The organism is Mixta intestinalis (genome assembly GCF_009914055.1).
GTDB classification, from domain to species: domain Bacteria; phylum Pseudomonadota; class Gammaproteobacteria; order Enterobacterales; family Enterobacteriaceae; genus Mixta; species Mixta intestinalis.
Window position 1 is genome coordinate 592,874 of record NZ_CP028271.1, and the last position, 20,014, is coordinate 612,887.

At 55.3% G+C, this 20,014-nt stretch carries 22 protein-coding genes; 16 read left to right on the top strand and 6 right to left on the bottom strand.

The window, feature by feature from the left end:
- Positions 1-42: 42 nt before the first annotated feature.
- The 4 genes from fur to ybfF form a co-directional block, all read right to left on the bottom strand.
- Entirely contained in the window at positions 43-486 is a 444-nt protein-coding gene (gene fur / locus C7M51_RS02740; RefSeq protein ID WP_141176973.1) for a ferric iron uptake transcriptional regulator, read from the bottom strand.
- A gap of 358 nt (positions 487-844) precedes the next feature.
- The gene (gene fldA, locus C7M51_RS02745; protein WP_160620288.1) at positions 845-1,375 is read right to left on the bottom strand and encodes a flavodoxin FldA; all 531 of its coding nucleotides are present in this window, start codon (positions 1,373-1,375) and stop codon (positions 845-847) included.
- 141 nt (positions 1,376-1,516) lie between these two features.
- A complete protein-coding gene (ybfE, locus tag C7M51_RS02750) occupies positions 1,517-1,792 on the bottom strand; it encodes a LexA regulated protein (protein ID WP_141176971.1) in 276 nt (91 codons plus the stop codon).
- A gap of 156 nt (positions 1,793-1,948) precedes the next feature.
- Positions 1,949-2,713: an esterase gene (gene ybfF / locus C7M51_RS02755; RefSeq protein WP_160620290.1), complete on the bottom strand. Its 765-nt coding sequence runs from the start codon at positions 2,711-2,713 to the stop codon at positions 1,949-1,951.
- 256 nt (positions 2,714-2,969) lie between these two features.
- Here ybfF and seqA point away from each other — a divergent pair, with 256 nt between their 5' ends.
- Entirely contained in the window at positions 2,970-3,521 is a 552-nt protein-coding gene (gene seqA, locus C7M51_RS02760) for a replication initiation negative regulator SeqA (RefSeq protein WP_160620292.1), read from the top strand.
- Positions 3,522-3,545: 24 nt separating this feature from the next.
- Positions 3,546-5,186: a phosphoglucomutase (alpha-D-glucose-1,6-bisphosphate-dependent) gene (pgm, locus tag C7M51_RS02765; protein ID WP_160620293.1), complete on the top strand. Its 1,641-nt coding sequence runs from the start codon at positions 3,546-3,548 to the stop codon at positions 5,184-5,186.
- Positions 5,187-5,250: 64 nt separating this feature from the next.
- Here pgm and kdpE read toward each other — a convergent pair whose 3' ends face one another.
- Positions 5,251-5,928: a two-component system response regulator KdpE gene (gene kdpE / locus C7M51_RS02770; protein WP_160620295.1), complete on the bottom strand. Its 678-nt coding sequence runs from the start codon at positions 5,926-5,928 to the stop codon at positions 5,251-5,253.
- A gap of 269 nt (positions 5,929-6,197) precedes the next feature.
- Between kdpE and C7M51_RS02775 the strand changes: the two genes are divergently transcribed.
- The 11 genes from C7M51_RS02775 to nei all read left to right on the top strand — a co-directional run bounded on the left by C7M51_RS02775 (position 6,198) and on the right by nei (position 15,455).
- Complete coding sequence (locus tag C7M51_RS02775) at positions 6,198-6,398, top strand: YbfA family protein (RefSeq protein ID WP_160620297.1); 201 nt, start codon at positions 6,198-6,200, stop codon at positions 6,396-6,398.
- A 185-nt stretch (positions 6,399-6,583) separates the two neighbouring features.
- Entirely contained in the window at positions 6,584-7,537 is a 954-nt protein-coding gene (locus tag C7M51_RS02780) for a YbgA family protein (RefSeq protein WP_160620299.1), read from the top strand.
- A gap of 16 nt (positions 7,538-7,553) precedes the next feature.
- Positions 7,554-8,999, top strand: a complete 1,446-nt coding sequence (phrB, locus tag C7M51_RS02785) for a deoxyribodipyrimidine photo-lyase (RefSeq protein ID WP_160620302.1) — start codon at positions 7,554-7,556, stop codon at positions 8,997-8,999.
- Positions 9,000-9,003: 4 nt separating this feature from the next.
- The gene (locus tag C7M51_RS02790; RefSeq protein ID WP_160620304.1) at positions 9,004-9,747 is read left to right on the top strand and encodes a type 2 GTP cyclohydrolase I; all 744 of its coding nucleotides are present in this window, start codon (positions 9,004-9,006) and stop codon (positions 9,745-9,747) included.
- Between the two features lie 152 nt (positions 9,748-9,899).
- Positions 9,900-10,556 carry a 5-oxoprolinase subunit PxpB gene (pxpB, locus tag C7M51_RS02795; RefSeq protein WP_160620305.1) on the top strand — a complete coding sequence of 219 codons (657 nt, stop codon included), beginning with the start codon at positions 9,900-9,902 and terminating at the stop codon, positions 10,554-10,556.
- Positions 10,550-11,482 carry a 5-oxoprolinase subunit PxpC gene (gene pxpC / locus C7M51_RS02800; RefSeq protein WP_160620307.1) on the top strand — a complete coding sequence of 311 codons (933 nt, stop codon included), beginning with the start codon at positions 10,550-10,552 and terminating at the stop codon, positions 11,480-11,482. Before pxpB ends, pxpC begins: the two co-directional genes overlap by 7 nt.
- Positions 11,472-12,212: a 5-oxoprolinase subunit PxpA gene (pxpA, locus tag C7M51_RS02805; protein WP_160620309.1), complete on the top strand. Its 741-nt coding sequence runs from the start codon at positions 11,472-11,474 to the stop codon at positions 12,210-12,212. The genes pxpC and pxpA overlap by 11 nt, the downstream gene beginning before the upstream one ends.
- 41 nt (positions 12,213-12,253) lie before the next feature.
- Positions 12,254-12,982 (top strand): DUF969 domain-containing protein, encoded by a 729-nt coding sequence (locus C7M51_RS02810; RefSeq protein ID WP_160620311.1) that lies wholly within the window; start codon positions 12,254-12,256, stop codon positions 12,980-12,982.
- A complete protein-coding gene (locus C7M51_RS02815) occupies positions 12,982-13,998 on the top strand; it encodes a DUF979 domain-containing protein (protein WP_160620313.1) in 1,017 nt (338 codons plus the stop codon). The genes C7M51_RS02810 and C7M51_RS02815 overlap by 1 nt, the downstream gene beginning before the upstream one ends.
- A gap of 8 nt (positions 13,999-14,006) precedes the next feature.
- Positions 14,007-14,654, top strand: coding sequence for a pyroglutamyl-peptidase I (pcp, locus tag C7M51_RS02820; RefSeq protein ID WP_160620315.1), 648 nt, complete (start codon positions 14,007-14,009; stop codon positions 14,652-14,654).
- Positions 14,655-14,666: 12 nt separating this feature from the next.
- A complete protein-coding gene (gene nei / locus C7M51_RS02825; RefSeq protein ID WP_160620317.1) occupies positions 14,667-15,455 on the top strand; it encodes an endonuclease VIII in 789 nt (262 codons plus the stop codon).
- Between the two features lie 129 nt (positions 15,456-15,584).
- Here nei and C7M51_RS02830 read toward each other — a convergent pair whose 3' ends face one another.
- The gene (locus C7M51_RS02830; RefSeq protein WP_160620319.1) at positions 15,585-16,868 is read right to left on the bottom strand and encodes a citrate synthase; all 1,284 of its coding nucleotides are present in this window, start codon (positions 16,866-16,868) and stop codon (positions 15,585-15,587) included.
- A 633-nt stretch (positions 16,869-17,501) separates the two neighbouring features.
- Here C7M51_RS02830 and sdhC point away from each other — a divergent pair.
- Genes sdhC through sdhA form a run of 3 tightly spaced genes read left to right on the top strand, consistent with a single transcriptional unit; the run spans position 17,502 to position 20,000 of the window.
- Complete coding sequence (sdhC, locus tag C7M51_RS02835) at positions 17,502-17,891, top strand: succinate dehydrogenase cytochrome b556 subunit (protein ID WP_160620321.1); 390 nt, start codon at positions 17,502-17,504, stop codon at positions 17,889-17,891.
- Positions 17,885-18,232, top strand: a complete 348-nt coding sequence (gene sdhD, locus C7M51_RS02840) for a succinate dehydrogenase membrane anchor subunit (RefSeq protein WP_160620323.1) — start codon at positions 17,885-17,887, stop codon at positions 18,230-18,232. The genes sdhC and sdhD overlap by 7 nt, the downstream gene beginning before the upstream one ends.
- A 1-nt stretch (position 18,233) precedes the next feature.
- On the top strand, positions 18,234-20,000 hold the full coding sequence (gene sdhA / locus C7M51_RS02845) for a succinate dehydrogenase flavoprotein subunit (protein WP_160620325.1): 1,767 nt from the start codon (positions 18,234-18,236) through the stop codon (positions 19,998-20,000).
- Positions 20,001-20,014 lie beyond the last annotated feature (14 nt).

The following is a 20,014-nucleotide window of genomic DNA, read 5'->3' on the forward strand; positions in this document are numbered from 1 at the left end:
GGTGCTCAGGCACCGGTTTCCATTACTGCATAGCACAATTTTTTATTTGTCGTGTAATGTTTCATCTTCGCGGCAGTCACCCGTCGCGCAGTGACCGTACAGATAGAGACTGTGGTTGGTCAGCTTGATGCCGTAACGCGTGGCGATTTCACGCTGGCGAGCTTCGATCGATTCATCACTAAATTCAATCACCCGGCCGCAGTCAAGGCAAATCAGGTGATCGTGATGATGCTGCTGGGTCAGTTCGAAAACGGATTTACCGCCTTCAAAGTTATGGCGTGTAACGATGCCAGCATCATCAAACTGGTTCAGTACGCGATATACCGTTGCCAGCCCAATTTCTTCGCCCATATCAATCAGGCGCTTGTACAAATCTTCCGCACTGACGTGATGGCTCTCAGGTTCCTGAAGCACTTCCAGGATTTTTAGTCGTGGAAGCGTAACCTTCAGGCCGGCCTTCTTTAATGCGGTGTTATTGTCAGTCATGCGGATATTGTCCTGTTACTTTGCTAGTCACAATGTGGCTGAACAGCCATGAACATCGGTCGACGCTAAAGCTAATGCGTCTCATTATAGAACTGATGCTTCGAAATGAAAACCGTACGGGGAGGCGTGAAGCCGCAAGTGGAAGTAAAATAAGAGCTACGTCCGGCGTTGTTCATGCTCATCTGATGCTGCGTTTACATTTCGCTTCATCCTGCCGCTTTACAGCACAACGGCAGGAAAGCGTATGACCGATACGGGTATTCTACCGACTGTTTGATAAAATTTTCAAACCCGTACCTATCATTTCTATAGGAAAAACCTGTTACGCAATGTGATGTGGTACACAATCAGCGCGGAATCAGGCTTCCAGAATTTCCTGCAGATGCAGCTCTTCGTAAATCTGCTTCACCCACTTATCAACGCGTTCGTTGGTTAATTCAGGCTGACGATCTTCGTCAATTGCCAGTCCAAGGAAATGCGTATCGTCGGCGAGACCTTTAGAGGCTTCGAAGTGATAGCCTTCGGTTGGCCAGTGACCAACGATTACCGCGCCGTTCGGCTCGATAATATCGCGGATGGTGCCCATGGCATCACAGAAATATTCAGCGTAATCTTCCTGGTCGCCGCAGCCAAACAGCGCTACCAGCTTGCCGTTAAAGTCGATCTCTTCCAGCGTCGGGAAGAAGTCATCCCAGTCGCACTGCGCTTCGCCATAATACCAGGTAGGGATGCCCAGCAGCAGAATATCAAAAGCCTCCAGGTCTTCTTTACTGCTCTTGGCAATATCATGCACTGCAGCAACGTCGCTACCGAGCTGTTTCTGGATCATTTTCGCAATGTTTTCTGTATTGCCGGTATCGCTGCCAAAGAAAATGCCTACGATTGCCATGAGTTTAATAACCTCTTGAAACTTATAGAATTGGTAACTGCCCGTGGAATGCAGATTACGGCAATAATAGCAGAGACCGTCTGGAGGCGGAACTCGTAAAGCCGCTGCATTTGTGTCTCATTGTGCGCTTCTTTCAGCCAGTCAGAGCGCCTTCAACTGGGCAAGAATCATCTCTTCAATCAGCTCGCTGCGGCTTACGCCACGTTCAGCGGCCATTGCATTGAGCGCTTCGACAGCCTCACTGTTCATCTTCAGTTCAACGCGCCGTAAACCCCGTACTTTGTCACGTTTCAACTGGTTGCGTTTGTTGATACGAAGTTGTTCATCACGCGACAGCGGACTGGTTTTCGGGCGTCCCGGGCGACGTTCATCTGCAAACAGATCGATCGTGGTCCGGTCCGTGTGTTCTTTTGCCATAGAATCGTGGTACTGAATGGGCTGCGCGTTTGCGCCGCGCATGGTGACGTTTGGGCCGGCTTGCCGCCATTTTCAGCGACGGCAAAATTTTAGCGCGCCATCATACCCTGAGCAAAGAGTGAGAACAATCTTTGTCGGCGGGTTAACGCCTTGCTTTTACAGCGCTAAAAAACGCTGTATGGCACGCAGTACCGCGTCGGGTTTTTCAGCATGAACCCAGTGACCCGCTCCGGCAATCACATGCGCGCGCGCCTGTGGGAACTGCGCCAGCAACGTATCACGATGAATATCATCCAGATAGGGAGAAAGCTCGCCGCGAATAAACAGCGCCGGTCCCTGCCACGGCGGTATACTTTCCCAGCCGGAAATCGCGCTATAGTTATCCCACAGAACAGGGACGTTAAAGCGCCAGGCACCGTCGTGAAAAGATTTCAGCAGGAACTGAATCACGCCTTCTTCAGCGATGATTTCACGCATGATGTCGGCGGCGGCGCTGCGTTGGGTAACGCCTGAAGCGGTAACGGCATTAACGGCAGCGAAAATGGCATCGTGTCGGCGGGTCTGGTAATCCACCGGGGCGATATCGATCAGCACCAGCTGTTCGATACGTTCCGGTGCCAGCGCGGTCATGGTCATGGCGATTTTGCCGCCCATTGAGTGACCGATAACCGTGACGTTATCGATGCTGTGCCGATCGAGCGTTTCCAGCATATCCTGTGCCATCGCCCGATAGCTCATCACCTCGCTGCGCGGCGAAAGGCCATGATTGCGCACGTCAACCTGGATAAGCGGCCGATCCGCCTTCAGGCCGCGCGCCAGTACGCCAAGATTATCCAGGCTACCAAACAGACCATGAATCAACAGGATGGGTGTCGCATCGTTGGCAGATTGTTCAGTTTGCAGGCGAGTATTCAAATTCATGGCAAAGTTCTTACAGTTGACAGTAAAGCTTAGGTTATCATGGTTTTTACTTTCCCTGCCGGTTAGTGAGCGGTTGTTCGCCGGGAGGCTTTGCGGCATATTCTGACTTTTGTCTGCAAGCGCCAACGTTGCTACCGACCCGCAGGATTTAACTTTATAATCCTTATGTTAGAACCAGCGCGCAAATTGTACAGCTGAACCTGGCTAATATCCGCTGCGCCTGGCTCTGCCACAAGCAATTACCGTACGGATGAAGATGAAAACGATTGAAGTCGACGAAGAGCTCTACCGCTACATTGCCAGTCACACGCAGCATATCGGTGAAAGTGCCTCGGATATTTTACGGCGTATGCTGAAATTTACCGCCGGTCAGAGTGCGCCGGTTGCGGCTACGGCTCCCGCCGTAGCTGTTAACGTGAGTCAGGAGAGTGAGACCAGCAAACCGGTCCCACGTTCTCAGGATCGCGTGCGCGCCGTGCGTGAGCTGCTACTCTCTGATGAGTATGCCGAGCAAAAGAAAGCGGTTAACCGTTTTATGCTGATTCTGTCGACGCTCTATTCTCTTGATCCCGCTGCGTTTGCCGAGGCGACCGCCTCGCTGCAGGGACGCACCCGCGTTTACTTTGCCGGCGATGAGCAAACACTGTTACAGCATGGCACCCATACTAAGCCGAAGCATGTGCCCGGCACGCCGTACTGGGTGATCACCAACACTAATACAGGCCGCAAATGCAGCATGGTGGAACACATTATGCTGGCAATGCAGTTCCCGCAGGAGCTGGCAGATAAGGTTTGCGGCACCATTTAACTGAAGCGTCAGGGAGAAGCGCCAATGGCCAATCACCCCCGTGCCGGGCAGCCAGCCCAGCAGAGCGATTTAATTAACGTCGCACAATTAACGTCCCAGTATTACGTTCTGCAACCTGAGAAAGGCAATGTGGAACATGCGGTGAAATTCGGCACATCAGGCCATCGCGGCAGCGCCGCGCGTCAAAGCTTCAACGAAACGCATATTCTCGCGATTGCGCAGGCGATAGCGGAAGAACGGCGTAAAAATGGCATTACCGGCCCCTGTTTTGTCGGTAAAGATACGCATGCGCTGTCGGAACCGGCGATTATTTCCGTGCTGGAAGTGCTGGCGGCTAACGGTGTTGATGTGATTGTGCAGCAGGACAACGGCTATACGCCAACCCCGGCGATCTCAAACGCTATCCTTGAACACAACAAAGCGGGCGGCGCACAGGCGGATGGTATTGTAATCACGCCTTCGCATAACCCGCCGGAAGATGGCGGCATCAAATACAATCCGCCGAATGGCGGCCCGGCGGATACCAACGTCACGAAAGTGGTGGAAGATCGCGCTAACCAGCTGATCAAAGATGACCTGAAAGAGGTGAAACGCCTCACCCTGGCACAGGCCTGGGCCAGCGGTCATCTGCGGGAAAAAGATCTGATCCAGCCGTATGTAGAAGGGCTGGCGCAGGTCGTTGATATGGACGCGATTAAAAAAGCGGGCCTGAAAATCGGTGTCGATCCGCTTGGCGGATCCGGCATGGCCTACTGGCAGCGTATCGCTGAACATTATCAGCTCGATCTGACCATCGTTAACGACGCTATCGATCAAACCTTCCGCTTTATGCATCTGGATAAAGATGGCGTAGTGCGCATGGACTGCTCTTCTGAATGTGCGATGGCGGGCCTGCTGGCGCTGCGCGATAAGTTCGATCTCGCTTTCGGTAACGATCCTGACTATGACCGTCACGGCATTGTCACGCCTGCGGGCCTGATGAACCCGAACCACTATCTGGCGGTAGCGATTAACTACCTGTTCCAGCATCGCCCACAGTGGGGTAAAGAGGTGGCCGTTGGGAAGACGCTGGTATCCAGCGCGATGATCGATCGCGTGGTTAACGATATCGGACGTAAGCTGGTGGAAGTGCCGGTCGGCTTTAAATGGTTTGTCGATGGCCTGTTTGACGGCAGCTTTGGCTTCGGCGGCGAAGAGAGCGCGGGCGCCTCTTTCCTGCGTTTTGACGGCACGCCGTGGTCTACCGATAAAGACGGTATTATTCTCTGCCTGCTGGCGGCGGAAATTACTGCCGTGACCGGAAAAAACCCGCAGCAGCACTATGATGAGCTGGCTAAACGCTTTGGTGCGCCAAGCTATAACCGCTTACAGGCACCTGCCACGTCGGCACAGAAAGCGGCATTGTCGAAGCTGTCGCCGGAAATGGTCAGCGCCGATACGCTGGCTGGCGATCCGATTACCGCGCGCCTGACCAGCGCGCCGGGTAACGGGGCGGCGATTGGCGGTCTGAAAGTCATGACGGAAAACGGCTGGTTCGCCGCACGTCCGTCCGGTACTGAAGATGCCTATAAAATTTACTGTGAAAGTTTCCTCGGCGCAGAACATCGCGAAAAAATCGAGAAAGAAGCCGTTGAGATCGTCAGCGCGGTACTGAAAAACGCCTGAGTCTGAACGCGAAAACAAACAAGGCGCTGATCATCAGCGCCTTTTTTATGGGCGATAGGGTAGCTCAAGGCATGAAGCGATAGCCGATAGCGGTTTCGGTTAACAGATGCGCCGGACGTGCCGGATCCTGTTCCAGCTTCTGGCGCAGATGCCCCATATAGATGCGCAGATAGTGGCTGTGTTCAACCGCGTTTGGCCCCCAGACATGGTTTAACAGCTGGCGTTGGGTCAGCACTTTTCCCGGATTATTTAACAGCAGTGCCAGCAAACGAAACTCTGTCGGCGTCAAATGGATGGTAGCGCCAGCGCGCGTAATATGATGAGCAGCTAAATCAACCTCTACCTGACCGAACTGCACCACGCTGTTTGGGGCATTTTTTCCCGCCTGCCGACGCAGCGCCACGCGCACCCGCGCCTGTAATTCCCCGATGCCAAAGGGTTTAGTAAGAAAATCATCCGCTCCGGCATCCAGCGCCGCGATTTTGTCCTGCTCGTCGCTGCGCGCCGAAAGGACGATAACCGGGATCGCGCTCCACTGGCGCAGATCGCGAATAAAGTCGATGCCGTCACCGTCGGGCAGGCCGAGGTCGAGAATGACCAGATCGGGGCGACGCGTTGCCGCCTCAATCAGACCGCGCTGTAAGGTATCGCTGTCGTATACGCGCAGTGCTTCACCCTCCAGCGCTACACGTAAAAAACGCCGTATCTCTTTTTCATCTTCAACAATCAGTACGCTGGTCAAAACGGGGCCTCTCCGTGCCGTAGAATCGATTGAACAACCTGAAAGCGCATTCTGATAGAACGCGTCGTGCTCTTTATCGTTAACATCAGCCGTTAATAGAACAACATTAAAACCATAAATAAACAATTTTGTAACTTAGTTACCGCCTGGGGCATTTTTTGTCCTTTTTTTCAGCAAAAAAAGTGGTCGGATGAGTAGTAAAATTACACAATGAGGTCTATTATCGTTCACATATTCCGTTATTTACTTATCTCCAGGAGGCGTAGGTTATGTATTCTGTTTATCCCCTGCCTAAAATTATCCTGCGTCGCACGGCCGTTGTACTTATTGGCCTGTTGGCGCTACCCATAATGATTTTCCGCCCCGACAGAGCGCGTTTTTACAGCTATCTGCACCGTGTCTGGAGTAAGACCAGCAGCAAGCCCGTCTGGCTGGCCCAGGCGGAAGCGGCGGGCGGAGACTTCTACTAAACTGGCAATTAAGGCCAGGGATTGATCAGCAATCTAATCACAGATAGCGTTTGCTATCCCGATAAATCCTGCCGAGCGGCGGGATTTTTTTTGCCTTCTGTTCCGGTGTCACTGGATTTTAAGTGCGTTGCACTTGGGCTTCAGCTAAACTAAAACTTATACAAAGTTTTTGGAGTTGTACAAGTATGAGCGAAAAAATACCGGTAGGAATCAGCGCCTGTTTATTGGGAGAAAGCGTGCGTTTCGACGGCGGTCATAAACGACTGGCTTTCGCCGCTGAACAACTCGCTCCCTATGTGCGCTATGAACCGATCTGCCCGGAAATGGCGATCGGATTACCGACGCCGCGTCCGGCGTTGCGGCTGGTGAAAAAGCAGGATGAGGTTGCACTTTGCTTCAGCAAAACCGGCGGCGAAGAGATCACCGCGCAGATGCGTGAGTTTGCCGCGCATAAGGTCAGCGGTCTGCATCATCTGTGCGGCTATATTCTCTGTGCTAAATCCCCCAGCTGCGGCATGGAGCGGGTACGCGTATACGAACCTGACAGTAACAACAATCGTAAAGAGGGTATCGGTATCTTCGCCGAAGCGCTGCAACGCGAAATGCCCTGGTTACCGATGGAAGAAGATGGGCGTCTGCATGATGATGTGCTGCGGGAAAATTTTGTCGGCCGGATCTATGCCCTGCATGAGTTTAATCAGATGTGGCGTCAGGGATTGACGGCGCACGGCCTGATCGCTTTTCACACACGCTATAAGCTGCTGCTGCTGGCCCATTCACAGCCGGAGTATCGTGAGATGGGACGCTTCGTTGCGGCAATGAACAGTTATCCTTCGCTTGAAGCGTACGCAACGGAATACCGTAATCGCCTGATGGCGCTGATGGCGCATCGCGCCACGCGTAATAATCACACTAACGTTTTGATGCACGTTCAGGGTTATTTTCGTCGCCAGCTCTCTTCCACCCAGCGTCAGGAACTGGCTTCACTGATCGATCGTTATCGTCAGGGCTTACAGCCGCTGCTGGCGCCGATTACGCTGCTTAAACACTATATGAAAGAGTATCCGCACGAATGGCTGGCGCAACAGCGTTATTTTGAGCCTTACCCGGAAGCGCTGCGTTTACGCTACGGTCGTTGATCGCTCAGGAGAACCTATGACCACCCATCTGGTCTGGCTGCGCAACGATCTGCGCATCAACGATAACAGCGCGCTCTGGGCAGCCTGCCGTGCGCGCCATGCCCGCGTGATTGCGTTGTTTATCGCCACGCCGCAGCAGTGGCATCAGCATAATATGGCACCGCGTCAGGCGGAATATATCTGGCGTAGCCTGCAACAGCTACAGCAAAGCCTGACGGAAAAGGGGATCGCGCTGCACTATCATCAGTGTGATGACTTCACCGCCTCCGTTAGCTACCTGCAAGATTTCTGTCACGAACAGCAGGTTGATGCGCTGTTTTACAACTATCAGTATGAATTTAACGAACGCGAACGGGATGCCGCCGTTGAGCGTCGGCTCACTGAGCAGGGCGTGACGGTGCAGGGGTTTGACGACAGCGTCCTGTTGCCGCCGGGCAGCGTCAGAACCGGCAATAATGAAGCGTATAAAGTCTTTACGCCGTTCAGCAAAGCGTATCGCAAGCGTCTGCGTGCCGGGCTGCCAGAGTGTCTGTCGGCACCGCAGGCGCGTGCAGAAACGCCGCTAACAACATTACTACCGCTGTCACCTTTTGACTATCCGCGTGAATCGTTTGATGAGCAGCTATTTCCCGTTGGCGAAGCCGCCGCGCTACAGCGCCTGCGCGCTTTCTGTCGTCAGCCGGTGCTGGATTATCCGGCGCAGCGTGATTACCCCGCGCTGGAGGGCACCAGCAGGCTTTCTGTGTGCCTGGCGACCGGCACGCTGTCGCCGCGTCAGTGCTTACATCGTCTGCTGCGCGAACAGCCGCAGGCGCTGGAGGAAGGGCAGGCCAGCGTCTGGCTGAATGAGCTAATCTGGCGTGATTTTTACCGCCACCTGCTGGTTGCGTTTCCAAAGCTGTGTAAAAACCAGCCTTTTGCGGCCTGGACGAAAAAATTAGCCTGGCAGCAGCGGCCCGAGCAGTTTGACGCCTGGTGCCAGGGGAAAACCGGCTATCCCATTGTTGATGCTGCGATGCGTCAGCTAAACGCCACCGGCTGGATGCACAATCGCCTGCGCATGATCGCCGCCAGCTTTCTGATTAAGGATCTGCAAATCGACTGGCGGCTGGGCGAGCGCTATTTTATGTCGGTACTGATCGATGGCGATCTGGCCGCCAACAACGGCGGCTGGCAGTGGTCCGCCTCTACCGGCACCGATGCCGTTCCCTGGTTTCGTATTTTTAATCCCACCACTCAGGGCGAGCGCTTTGACGCACAGGGTGAATTTATCCGCCGCTGGCTGCCGGAGCTGGCGGCGGTGCCCGATAAAGTGATTCATCATCCGCATGACTGGGCAAAGAAAAATCATCAACGGCTCGATTATCCGCTGCCAATCGTGGAACATAAGGCGGCAAGAGAGCAAACCCTGGCTATTTTTGAGGCGGCGCGCCAGGCGTCGTCGGTCATATCCCCGGAGTAGGTGAATGAATAACTTTGAACTGGAGCAGATCGTTAACCAACAGCTTAACAGTGCCGCCTTCAGCGACTACGCGCCCAACGGTTTGCAGGTTGAAGGCCGCGCAGAGGTAAGGAAGATCGTGACCGGCGTCACCGCCTGCCAGGCGCTGCTGGATGAAGCGGTGCGGCTGGAAGCGGATGCGGTAATGGTGCATCACGGCTATTTCTGGAAAAACGAGGCACCGGCGATTAAAGGCATGAAGCGCCGCCGCCTGCGCACGCTGCTGGCGAATGATATCAATCTCTACGGCTGGCACCTGCCGCTGGATGCGCACCCGCAGCTGGGCAACAACGCGCAGCTGGCACAGGCGCTGGGTATTACCGTTCAGGGCGAGATTCAGCCGCTGGTGCCGTGGGGCGAACTGGCGCAGGCGCTAAGTGGAGAAGCACTGGCTGCGCGTATCGCTGAGGTGCTGGGGCGTCAGCCGCTCCACTGTGGCGACACCGCGCCGCAGCAGATTCGCCGTGTTGCCTGGTGCAGCGGCGGCGGTCAGGGCTTTATCGACAGCGCGGCGGCGTTTGGCGTGGATGCCTTTATCACCGGCGAGGTTTCAGAGCAAACTATCCACAGCGCCAGAGAGAATGGTCTGCACTTTTTCGCAGCGGGGCATCACGCCACGGAGCGCGGCGGCATTCGTGCGCTGGGCGAATGGCTGGTCGCGCATTATCGGCTGGATGTCACCTTTATCGACATCGATAATCCCGCCTGAAAAAACGTCTTTTCACCTGCGACGGGATGCTTCCCGTCGCCATATCTGCGTCACATCCTCGCTCAAATTGGTTGACACTCTTGTAGCATCACCGCATAACTATTTGTTCAAAATGAATAAGTCACGCAGTTTGTGATGTCAGGAGGTGTGTTTTGCAACGAGCACGTTGTTACCTGCTGGGGGAACGCGCGGTCGTGCTTGAGCTGGAACCGCCCGTTTCGTTGCTCAGCCAGCAGCGAATTTGGGGATTAACGCAGCGCCTGCGCGACTATCCGCAGGTGCTGGAAGCGATCCCCGGAATGAATAATCTGACGGTAGTGCTGCGCGATCCACAGCAGCAGGCGCTGGATGCGATTGAACGTCTGCAACGCTGGTGGGAAGAGAGCGAGGCCGCCGTGCCTGAGTCACGCCATGTCGCTATTCCGGTTATTTATGGCGGCGAGGCGGGGCCGGATCTGGCCGCGGTGGCGCGCCACTGCCAGATGTCGCCGCAGCAGCTGGTTGAGGCGCACGCCGCCGTTGACTATGTGGTTTATTTTATCGGCTTTCAGCCTGGTTTCCCCTATCTGGGTGGACTGGACAGCCGCCTGCACGCCCCACGTCGCGATGTACCACGCGTGCTGGTACCTGCCGGTTCGGTAGGCATCGGTGGCAGCCAAACCGGTATCTATCCTTTAGCGTCTCCCGGCGGCTGGCAGCTACTGGGGCGCACCACGCTGGCGCTGTTTAATCCGCAGCATCAGCCACCGACGCTGCTGCGTCCCGGTGATAGCGTGCGATTTGTGCCGCAGAAGGAGGGCGTATGCTGAAAATTATTCGTGCCGGTATGCATACCACGCTACAGGATAACGGGCGCAGCGGCTGGCGTCAGTTTGGTATCAGCAGCGGCGGGGTGCTGGATGAACCGGCGATGCGCACCGCGAATCTGCTGGTTGGCAATGCACAATCGCAGGCGGTGCTGGAGATTACGCTGGGCCAGTTTTGCGCCGAGTTTGGGCGCGACGGCTGGTTTGCGCTGACCGGCGCGGGCTGTAACGCCGAGCTGGACGGACGTCCTGTCTGGACCGGCTGGCGGCATGCGGTAAAAAAAGGGCAACGGCTGACGCTCGCCATGCCGGTGCGCGGCATGCGCAGCTATCTGGCGATTGATGGCGGTTTTGCCGTCGAGCCGCTACTTGATTCATGTAGCACCGATCTGAAGGCCGCTTTCGGCGGCTGGCAGGGGCGCAGTTTACAGGATGGCGACAGGCTGCCGCTGGCCGTGCCGGAGCGCCAGTTAACCCGCCCGGCCGGGGTGCGCCAGCTGCTGTGGGGCAATCGCCTGCGTGCGCTACCCGGTCCGGAATACCATGAGTTCAGTCACGAGTCACAGGAAGCCTTCTGGCGCATCTCGTGGCGGCTCGATCCGCAAAGTAACCGCATGGGCTACCGCTTACAGGGGCGACCGCTGACGCGCAACAGCCGCCGTGAACTGCTTTCGCACGGTTTGCTGCCCGGCGTTATCCAGGTGCCGCATAGCGGTCAGCCGATTGTGCTGATGGCCGATGCACAAACTACCGGCGGCTATCCACGTATCGCCTGCGTGATCGAAGCCGATCTTTATCATTTGGCGCAGATCCGCCTGGGTGAGCCGATCCATTTTATTCACTGCACGCTGGAGGAAGCGCTACAGGCGAAGCAGCAACAGCAGCAGGTTATCGCACGCATAGCATGGGGACTGGAAAATGAAAATTGATTTAAACGCTGACTTAGGCGAAGGGTGCGCCAGCGATCGCGAACTGTTACAGCTGGTCAGCTCCGCCAATATCGCCTGTGGTTTTCATGCGGGTGACGCGCAGACCATGCTGCAGTCGGTGCGCTGGGCGCTGGAGTATGGTGTCGCCATCGGCGCGCATCCCGCCTTTCCCGATCGGGAAAACTTTGGGCGCAGCGCGATGCAGCTACCGCCGGAAACCGTTTACGCCCAGATGCTGTATCAAATTGGTGCGCTCAAGGCGCTGGCGGAAAGCGAAGGGGGGCAGCTGACGCACGTTAAACCGCACGGGATGCTCTATAACCAGGCGGCGCGTGATGCGCAGCTGGCGGATGCTATCGCCAGAGCGGTCAAAGCGGTGGATGCGAGCCTGCTACTGGTGGGGCTGGCAGGCAGCGAATCGATACGCGCCGCGCAGCATTATGGGTTGCGCACGCGTGAAGAAGTGTTTGCCGATCGCGGCTATCAGGCCGACGGTTCGCTGGTGCCGCGCGGTCAGGCGGGAGCGATGATCGAAGAAGAGGAACAGGCCATTTCTCGTACGCTTGGCATGGTGCAGCATGGCAAAGTCGAAAGCGTAACGGGGGAATGGGTAGCGCTGCGGGCGCAAACCGTTTGCCTGCACGGCGACGGTCTCCATGCGCTCGCCTTTGCCCGTCGGCTGCGCGCCGCCTTTGCCGCGCAGCACATTTTAGTCAGCAGTGACGTCTGACCATTATCCCGGTTCGCACCGGGAATTTTACAGGAGAAATTATGCAACCTCTGGTTAATCTTTGGCCGTTGCTTGGCATCGCCGCCATCGTTATCGGTTTCCTGCTTCGTTTTAATCCGGTACTGGTGGTGGTTATCGCAGGCGGCGTGACCGGCGTAGCGGCGCATATGCCGCTGATGGATATCCTGGAAAAACTGGGTTCCGGTTTCCTGAATACGCGCAATCTGCCGTTTATTCTGCTACTGCCGCTGGCGGTTATCGGCCTGCTGGAACGGCACGGGCTTAAAGAGCGCGCACAGGCATGGATCGCAACCATTAAAACCGCCACCGCCGGACGTCTGTTGACGATTTATCTACTGGTGCGCGAAGTAACGGCGGCGCTGGGCTTAACCAGCCTGGGTGGACATCCGCAAATGGTGCGCCCGCTGCTGGCACCGATGGCGGAAGGGGCGACGGAAAACCGCTACGGCGATCTGCCAGATTCGGTGCGCTATCGTCTGCGCGCCATGTCTGCCGCTACCGATAATGTCGGGCTGTTTTTTGGCGAGGATATTTTTGTCGCCTTCGGCGCGATTATCTTTATGCACAATTTTATGCTGGAGTCGGGCGGTATTCAGACCGAACCCCTGCATATCGCGCTCTGGGGCATTCCCACGGCGGTGTGCGCCTTTATTATTCATGCGCTGCGTCTGCGACGGCTGGATAAGAAACTGGCGGCAGAACTGAGCGCGCTGAATCAGGCGGCCCTGCAACAGAAAGGAGGTCGCTAATGTTTCAGCAACAATATCTGTTCTATCTGGCGGGTCTGATTCTGCTGGTAGTGGCGCTGATGTCGTGGCGCGATAAGGCGAATCCGCGCCGTTTAACCACCGGCCTGTTCTGGGGGCTGTATGCGCTGATCTTTTTTGTGGGTGACTGGGCTTATCAGCTGGCGGAACAGTTCAGCGCCAGCCGCGAGTCAGGCGCGCGTGGGCTACATATTGCTATCGGCGTGCTGGTGGTGGTGATGGCCTTGCTGGCGGGCTGCGGTGGCGTGCGTCTCGGACGTTATCATCAGCGCAGTGAAGAAGAGCGTCAGCAGAGCGCCAGGCGTCTCGGTGGGCGTCTGTTTTACCCGGCGCTGGCTATTCCGCTGGTTACCGTGGCGGGCGTACTGGCCTTTAACCATTTGCCCGGTCTGCAACAGGCGGTATTTGGTGACGGCAATCATGCCACGCTGATTACGCTCTTTTCTATGACCATCGGCTGCTTTATCGGCTGGCTGCTGGCGTTGAAAATGAGCCGCGAAAGTCCGGCACAGTCGATGCAGGAGGCGCGCCGTCTGCTGGATGCCATTGGCTGGGCGTTTATTTTACCGCAGATCCTCGCCACGCTTGGCCTGCTGTTTACCAGCGCAGGAGTGGGCACCGCAATTGCTCATTTAACCTCGCACTATCTGGCGGTTGATAACCGTTTTATCGCCGTCGCCGTTTTTGTACTGGGTATGGCCTTGCTCACCATGATTATGGGTAACGCTTTCGCCGCTTTTCCGATTATTACCGCAGGCGTTGGGATTCCAATTCTGGTGTTACAGCACGGCGGCAACCCGGCGGTGATGGCGGCGATCGGCATGTTTTCCGGCTATTGCGGGACATTGATGACGCCGATGGCGGCCAATTTTAACATCGTGCCAGCGGCGCTGCTGGAGCTGCCGGATCGCAACGCGGTAATCAAGATTCAGGTGCCGACTGGCGTGCTATTGTTAATTGTTAATGTTTTTCTACTCTATTTTTTAATGTTCCTGTGAGGCGATAAATGAAGACAGTGCTGATTACGGCGTTTGAGCCTTTTAACGGCGAACAGATTAATCCCTCCTGGGAGGCGGTGCGTCAGCTGCATGAACGCATGGTATGCGGATACAGAGTGATGGCGAGGCAGTTGCCCTGTGCTTTTGGCGATGCGTTAACCGCGCTGTATGCTGAAATGGAGGCGCTGCAACCAGATCTGGTGATTGCCGTAGGGCAGGCGGGGGGACGCGCCGATATTACCGTCGAACGCATCGGCATTAATATTAACGATGCGCGTATTGCGGATAATAATGGCAACCAGCCGATCGATGAGCCGATTATTCCCGGCGGCCCGGCCGCCTATTTCGCCACGCTGCCGATCAAAGCGATAGTTGATGGCATACGCGAGGCGGGCATTCCGGCTTCAGTGTCGCAAACTGCGGGCACTTACGTGTGTAACCATGTGATGTATGGTCTGTTGCATCGCCTTGCTCAGCAGGATGATAAGGTACGTGGTGGATTTATTCATGTGCCCTACCTTCCGGAGCAGGCGGTAAAGCATCCCGGTAGCCCCAGCATGGCGGCACAAACCATCATACTGGCACTGGAAATGGCGATTACTATTGCGCTTCGCACCGAACAAGATTTGCGCCTGGTTGGCGGCGCAACGCACTAACAGGATAATCTTATGCCAGAAGGACCAGAGATCCGCCGCGCGGCGGATCGGCTGGAAGAAGCCATTGTCGGCAAGCCGTTGACGGCGGTCTGGTTTGCCTTTCCGCAATTGAAAACTTATGAAGATGCGTTGGTTGGCGAGACCGTGACGGCGATTGAGACACGCGGCAAGGCGCTGTTGACGCATTTTTCCAATGGGCTGACGCTTTACAGTCATAATCAGCTTTACGGCGTCTGGCGCGTGGTGAAAACCGGCAGTGAACCCGTAACACAGCGGGTGCTGCGTGTTAAGCTTGCCTGCGCTGACTGGACTATTCTGCTTTACAGCGCCTCAGATATTGAGATGCATAACGCTGATACGCTGGCGGCGCATCCCTTTTTGCAGCGTATCGGGCCCGATGTGCTGGATATGCGTTTGACGGAAGAGGAAGTGCGCGAACGCTTACTCTCTCCCCGTTTCCGGCGGCGTCAGTTTAGCGGTTTGCTGCTCGATCAGGCTTTTCTTGCCGGGTTGGGTAATTATCTGCGCGTGGAGATTTTGTGGCAGGCGGAGCTGGCACCACAGCATCGGGCGCAGGATTTAACCGAACCGCAGCTGGCGCGGTTAACGCAGGCGCTGCTGGCGATTCCGCGCCACTCTTATCGTATGCGCGGCACCATGACCAGTGCGCATCACGGTGCCGCGTTTGAGTTTAAGGTGTTTCATCGTGCGGGTAAGGCGTGTGAGCGCTGCGGCGGTACGATTGAGAAAACGATGCTCTCATCGCGCCCCTTTTACTGGTGTCCCGGCTGTCAGCACTAACTGCGCGTTGCGGGTAATAAAAAAGGGCCGGTAGGCCCTTTAGTTATTATTACCGTGCTGTCGCAGGAGACATATCCCGCTCCTTAGCTTTAGCGATAACCTGAAAGACCCGCAGGCCCTTTTTAATGCTTACTTCGGCAGGTTAGACTCAAACTCGCGCTGAGCGTAACCGGTATAGAGCTGGCGCGGGCGGGCAATCTTCATGCCTTCGTCATGCATCTCTTTCCAGTGCGCAATCCAGCCAACGGTACGTGCCATCGCGAAGATAACGGTAAACATTGACGAAGGAATACCCATCGCTTTCAGGATAATACCGGAGTAGAAATCGACGTTCGGATAGAGCTTACGTTCAATAAAGTAGGGGTCATTGAGCGCAATATGCTCCAGCTCCATCGCCACTTCCAGCAGGTCATCCTTCATGCCCAGCTCGTTCAACACTTCGTGGCAGGTTTCACGCATCACCGTGGCACGCGGATCGTAGTTTTTATACACGCGATGACCGAAGCCCATCAGACGGAACGAATCGTTTTTGTCTTTCGCGCGCTTCACGAATTCCGGGATATGATCTTTATGGCTGATCTCTTCCAGCATGCGCAGACAGGCTTCGTTGGCACCGCCGTGCGCCGGCCCCCACAGTGAAGCGATACCGGCAGCGATACAGGCGAACGGGTTAGCGCCGGATGAACCAGCGGTACGTACGGTAGAGGTAGAGGCGTTCTGCTCATGATCGGCGTGCAGAATCAAAATGCGATCCATCGCGCGTTCCAGCACCGGGTTCACGGTGTACTCTTCGCACGGCGTGGCGAACATCATATGCAGGAAATTGCCCGCATAGGAGAGATCGTTACGTGGATAGACAAACGGCTGACCGATTGAGTATTTGTAACACATTGCAGCAACGGTCGGCATCTTGGAAAGCAGACGGAAAGCGGCGATTTCACGGTGGCGTTCAATATTGACATCAAGCGAGTCATGATAGAATGCCGCCAGCGCGCCGGTCACACCGCACATAACCGCCATCGGGTGTGAATCGCGACGGAAACCGTGGAACAGACGAGTAATCTGCTCGTGAATCATGGTATGGCGCGTCACGATAGTACGGAATTCTTCAAACTGCTCCTGCGTCGGCGCTTCGCCGTTCAGCAGAATATAGCAGACTTCAAGATAGTTAGACTGAGTGGCGAGTTGATCGATCGGATAACCACGATGAAGCAGAATGCCTTCATCACCGTCGATATAAGTGATTTTGGATTCACAGGACGCAGTAGAGGTAAAACCTGGGTCAAACGTGAATAAACCTTTAGAGCCAAGGCTTCGTACATCCACCACATCCTGACCCAGCGTGCCCTGTAGCACGTCAAGCTCAACAGGCGTTTCACCGGTTACGGTGAGCGTCACTTTTTTATCAGACATTTACAGTCTCCTTAGCGCCATGTTTGATAGATCTTTGACACCAGAATTAGCAACATGCTGCGGATCGCCGAAAAAATGACAGGCTGTCTACTCTGTGGCATGGGTTGCGTGCAGGGTACAGAGTGACGGGCGCGGCTGGAAACGCTTCCGGCAGCCATGATACTAATGCGTTCTGCGGTTGTTAAAGATCCGTTCTGGTCATTATGAATCTTAACTAATAATCTGATGCGTTTAGCAATTTAATTCAATCACTGTTACATAACTTACCATTAGGGGAAAGTGTACCCCCATAACTTTTATGCATCCCAGGAATTTTGTGCATTAGTTTGTAACTGAAATGTTTAAGTTTTGTCAAATCAGATAATTAAATTTGTTTAAAATGTGAAATTCGTGAGATCGATCACTGTTCTGCCTAAATGTTCCCAAAGCGTTTGTAGAGGAATTGTAATAATAATGTGATCGTCCTATACTGCCGCCAGGTCTCCGGAATACCCTGACACCAGGAGCCACCCAGCGTTTTACCGCTTCAATTAACACTGGATGTTGCTGTTTTGGTGCCGGTGCACGAGTCTGACCACGCCCGTGATCGGCTTTCACCTTCAGGCCCGGAGGAAGCAAAATAAGAAAGGCTGTGTGGGCAAAACCGTGAAAAAACAAAGACCTGTCAACTTGGATCTCACTACGATCCGGTTTCCCGTTACTGCAATTGCGTCCATTCTCCACCGCGTTTCCGGCGTCATTAGCATTGTGGCTGTCGGTATTCTGCTCTGGCTATTGGGTCTCTCGCTCTCCTCTCCCGAAGGCTTCCTGCAGGCCTCTGCCGTAATGAACAGCTTTTTCGCTAAGTTCATTATGTGGGGCATCCTTACCGCCCTGGCCTGGCATATCGTTGGTGGTATTCGTCATATGCTGATGGACTTCGGGTATCTGGCTGAAACTCAGCGCGTAGGTAACAGCTCAGCGCGTATCGGTTTTGGTATAACTGTCGTGCTTTCAATTTTGGCGGGAGTCCTCGTATGGTAAGCAATGCTACTGCACTGGGGCGCAATGGCGTTCAGGACTGGCTGCTGCTGCGTGCTACAGCGATCCTCATTACGCTCTATACCCTGTATATCCTCGGCTTCATCATTATGTCAGATACGCTGACCTATGATATCTGGCGCGCCTTCTTCGCCTCGTCCTTTACCAAAGTCTTTACGCTGCTGACGCTGTTCTCCACCGTTATTCACGGCTGGATCGGCATGTGGCAGGTACTGACCGACTACATTAAACCGCTGGCGTGGCGTCTGCTGTTACAGCTGGTCGTGGTTGTCGCGCTGTTGGTTTATGCGATTTATGGAACTGTTGTGGTGTGGGGTGCGTGAGATGAATTTGCCAGTCAGAGAGTTTGATGCCGTCGTGATCGGGGCAGGTGGCGCAGGTATGCGCGCAGCCCTGCAAATTTCCCAGTCGGGCCAGAGCTGCGCCCTGCTGTCTAAAGTCTTTCCTACCCGTTCCCACACGGTTTCTGCGCAGGGTGGTATCACCGTCGCGTTAGGTAACAGCCATGAGGATAACTGGGAATGGCATATGTACGATACCGTCAAAGGTTCCGACTATATCGGCGATCAGGACGCGATCGAATATATGTGTAAAACCGGCCCGGAAGCGATTCTGGAACTGGAGCATATGGGTCTGCCGTTCTCCCGTCTTGACGATGGACGTATCTACCAGCGCCCGTTCGGCGGTCAGTCGCGTAACTTCGGCGGCGAGCAGGCGGCACGTACTGCTGCCGCAGCCGACCGTACCGGTCACGCGCTGCTGCATACGCTGTATCAGCAGAACCTGAAAAACAAAACCACTATCTTCTCCGAGTGGTACGCGCTCGATCTGGTGAAAAACCAGGATGGGGCGGTTGTTGGCTGTACCGCACTCAGCATTGAAACCGGTGAAGTGGTCTACTTCAAAGCGAAAGCGACGGTGCTGGCTACCGGCGGCGCGGGCCGTATCTACCAGTCCACCACCAATGCGCATATCAACACTGGCGACGGCGTAGGTATGGCGCTGCGTGCTGGCGTGCCGGTGCAGGATATGGAGATGTGGCAGTTCCATCCAACCGGTATTGCCGGTGCGGGCGTGCTGGTCACCGAAGGCTGTCGCGGTGAAGGCGGCTATCTGCTGAATAAACATGGCGAGCGCTTTATGGAGCGTTATGCGCCTAACGCCAAGGATTTGGCGGGCCGTGACGTCGTTGCGCGTTCAATGATGATAGAAATTCGTGAAGGTCGCGGCTGCGAAGGTCCGTGGGGACCGCACATTAAGCTGAAACTGGATCACCTTGGGAAAGAGGTGCTGGAGTCACGTCTGCCGGGTATCCTGGAGCTATCGCGTACTTTCGCCCACGTCGATCCGGTGAAAGAGCCGATTCCGGTTATCCCAACCTGTCACTATATGATGGGTGGAATTCCGACCAAAGTGACCGGTCAGGCGCTGACGCTGAATGCACAGGGCGAAGAAGTCGTGGTGCCGGGCCTGTTCGCGGTCGGCGAAATTGCCTGCGTATCGGTACATGGCGCGAACCGTCTGGGCGGCAACTCGCTGCTGGACCTGGTGGTCTTTGGACGCGCCGCAGGCCTGCATTTGCAGGAATCTATCCAGGAGCAGGGCGCGCTGCGTGACGCCGCACCGGAAGATATTGACGCCGCGATGGCGCGCTATCAGCGCTGGGATAACAACACCACCGGCGAAGATCCGGTTGAGATTCGCAAAGCGCTGCAAAGCTGCATGCAGAACAACTTCTCGGTATTCCGTGAAGGCGATGCGATGGCGAAAGGGCTGGAGGATCTGAAACAGATTCGTGAACGCCTGAAATTCGCACGCCTGGATGACCGTTCCAGCGATTTCAATACCCAGCGCATTGAGTGCCTGGAGCTGGATAACCTGATGGAAACCGCCTTCGCTACCGCCGTTGCGGCGAACTACCGCACGGAAAGCCGCGGTGCCCACAGCCGTTTTGACTACCCGGATCGTGACGATGAGAAGTGGCTGTGCCATTCGCTCTATCTGCCGCAAACCGAAAGCATGACGCGCCGTGAGGTGAACATGCAGCCGAAACTGCGCCCCGCTTTCCCGCCGAAAGTGCGCACCTACTAATTTGCGGAGAAGAG

Coding starts and splice junctions, on each gene's coding strand:
- pxpC (WP_160620307.1), top strand. CDS start 10,550: ATGCTGAAAATTATTCGTGCCGGTATGCATACCACGCTACAGGATAAC.
- seqA (WP_160620292.1), top strand. CDS start 2,970: ATGAAAACGATTGAAGTCGACGAAGAGCTCTACCGCTACATTGCCAGT.
- C7M51_RS02830 (WP_160620319.1), bottom strand. CDS start 16,868: ATGTCTGATAAAAAAGTGACGCTCACCGTAACCGGTGAAACGCCTGTT.
- C7M51_RS02790 (WP_160620304.1), top strand. CDS start 9,004: ATGAATAACTTTGAACTGGAGCAGATCGTTAACCAACAGCTTAACAGT.
- pgm (WP_160620293.1), top strand. CDS start 3,546: ATGGCCAATCACCCCCGTGCCGGGCAGCCAGCCCAGCAGAGCGATTTA.
- fur (WP_141176973.1), bottom strand. CDS start 486: ATGACTGACAATAACACCGCATTAAAGAAGGCCGGCCTGAAGGTTACG.
- C7M51_RS02810 (WP_160620311.1), top strand. CDS start 12,254: ATGCAACCTCTGGTTAATCTTTGGCCGTTGCTTGGCATCGCCGCCATC.
- phrB (WP_160620302.1), top strand. CDS start 7,554: ATGACCACCCATCTGGTCTGGCTGCGCAACGATCTGCGCATCAACGAT.
- ybfE (WP_141176971.1), bottom strand. CDS start 1,792: ATGGCAAAAGAACACACGGACCGGACCACGATCGATCTGTTTGCAGAT.
- pcp (WP_160620315.1), top strand. CDS start 14,007: ATGAAGACAGTGCTGATTACGGCGTTTGAGCCTTTTAACGGCGAACAG.
- C7M51_RS02815 (WP_160620313.1), top strand. CDS start 12,982: ATGTTTCAGCAACAATATCTGTTCTATCTGGCGGGTCTGATTCTGCTG.
- C7M51_RS02780 (WP_160620299.1), top strand. CDS start 6,584: ATGAGCGAAAAAATACCGGTAGGAATCAGCGCCTGTTTATTGGGAGAA.
- sdhA (WP_160620325.1), top strand. CDS start 18,234: ATGAATTTGCCAGTCAGAGAGTTTGATGCCGTCGTGATCGGGGCAGGT.
- ybfF (WP_160620290.1), bottom strand. CDS start 2,713: ATGAATTTGAATACTCGCCTGCAAACTGAACAATCTGCCAACGATGCG.
- sdhD (WP_160620323.1), top strand. CDS start 17,885: ATGGTAAGCAATGCTACTGCACTGGGGCGCAATGGCGTTCAGGACTGG.
- C7M51_RS02775 (WP_160620297.1), top strand. CDS start 6,198: ATGTATTCTGTTTATCCCCTGCCTAAAATTATCCTGCGTCGCACGGCC.
- fldA (WP_160620288.1), bottom strand. CDS start 1,375: ATGGCAATCGTAGGCATTTTCTTTGGCAGCGATACCGGCAATACAGAA.
- pxpA (WP_160620309.1), top strand. CDS start 11,472: ATGAAAATTGATTTAAACGCTGACTTAGGCGAAGGGTGCGCCAGCGAT.
- nei (WP_160620317.1), top strand. CDS start 14,667: ATGCCAGAAGGACCAGAGATCCGCCGCGCGGCGGATCGGCTGGAAGAA.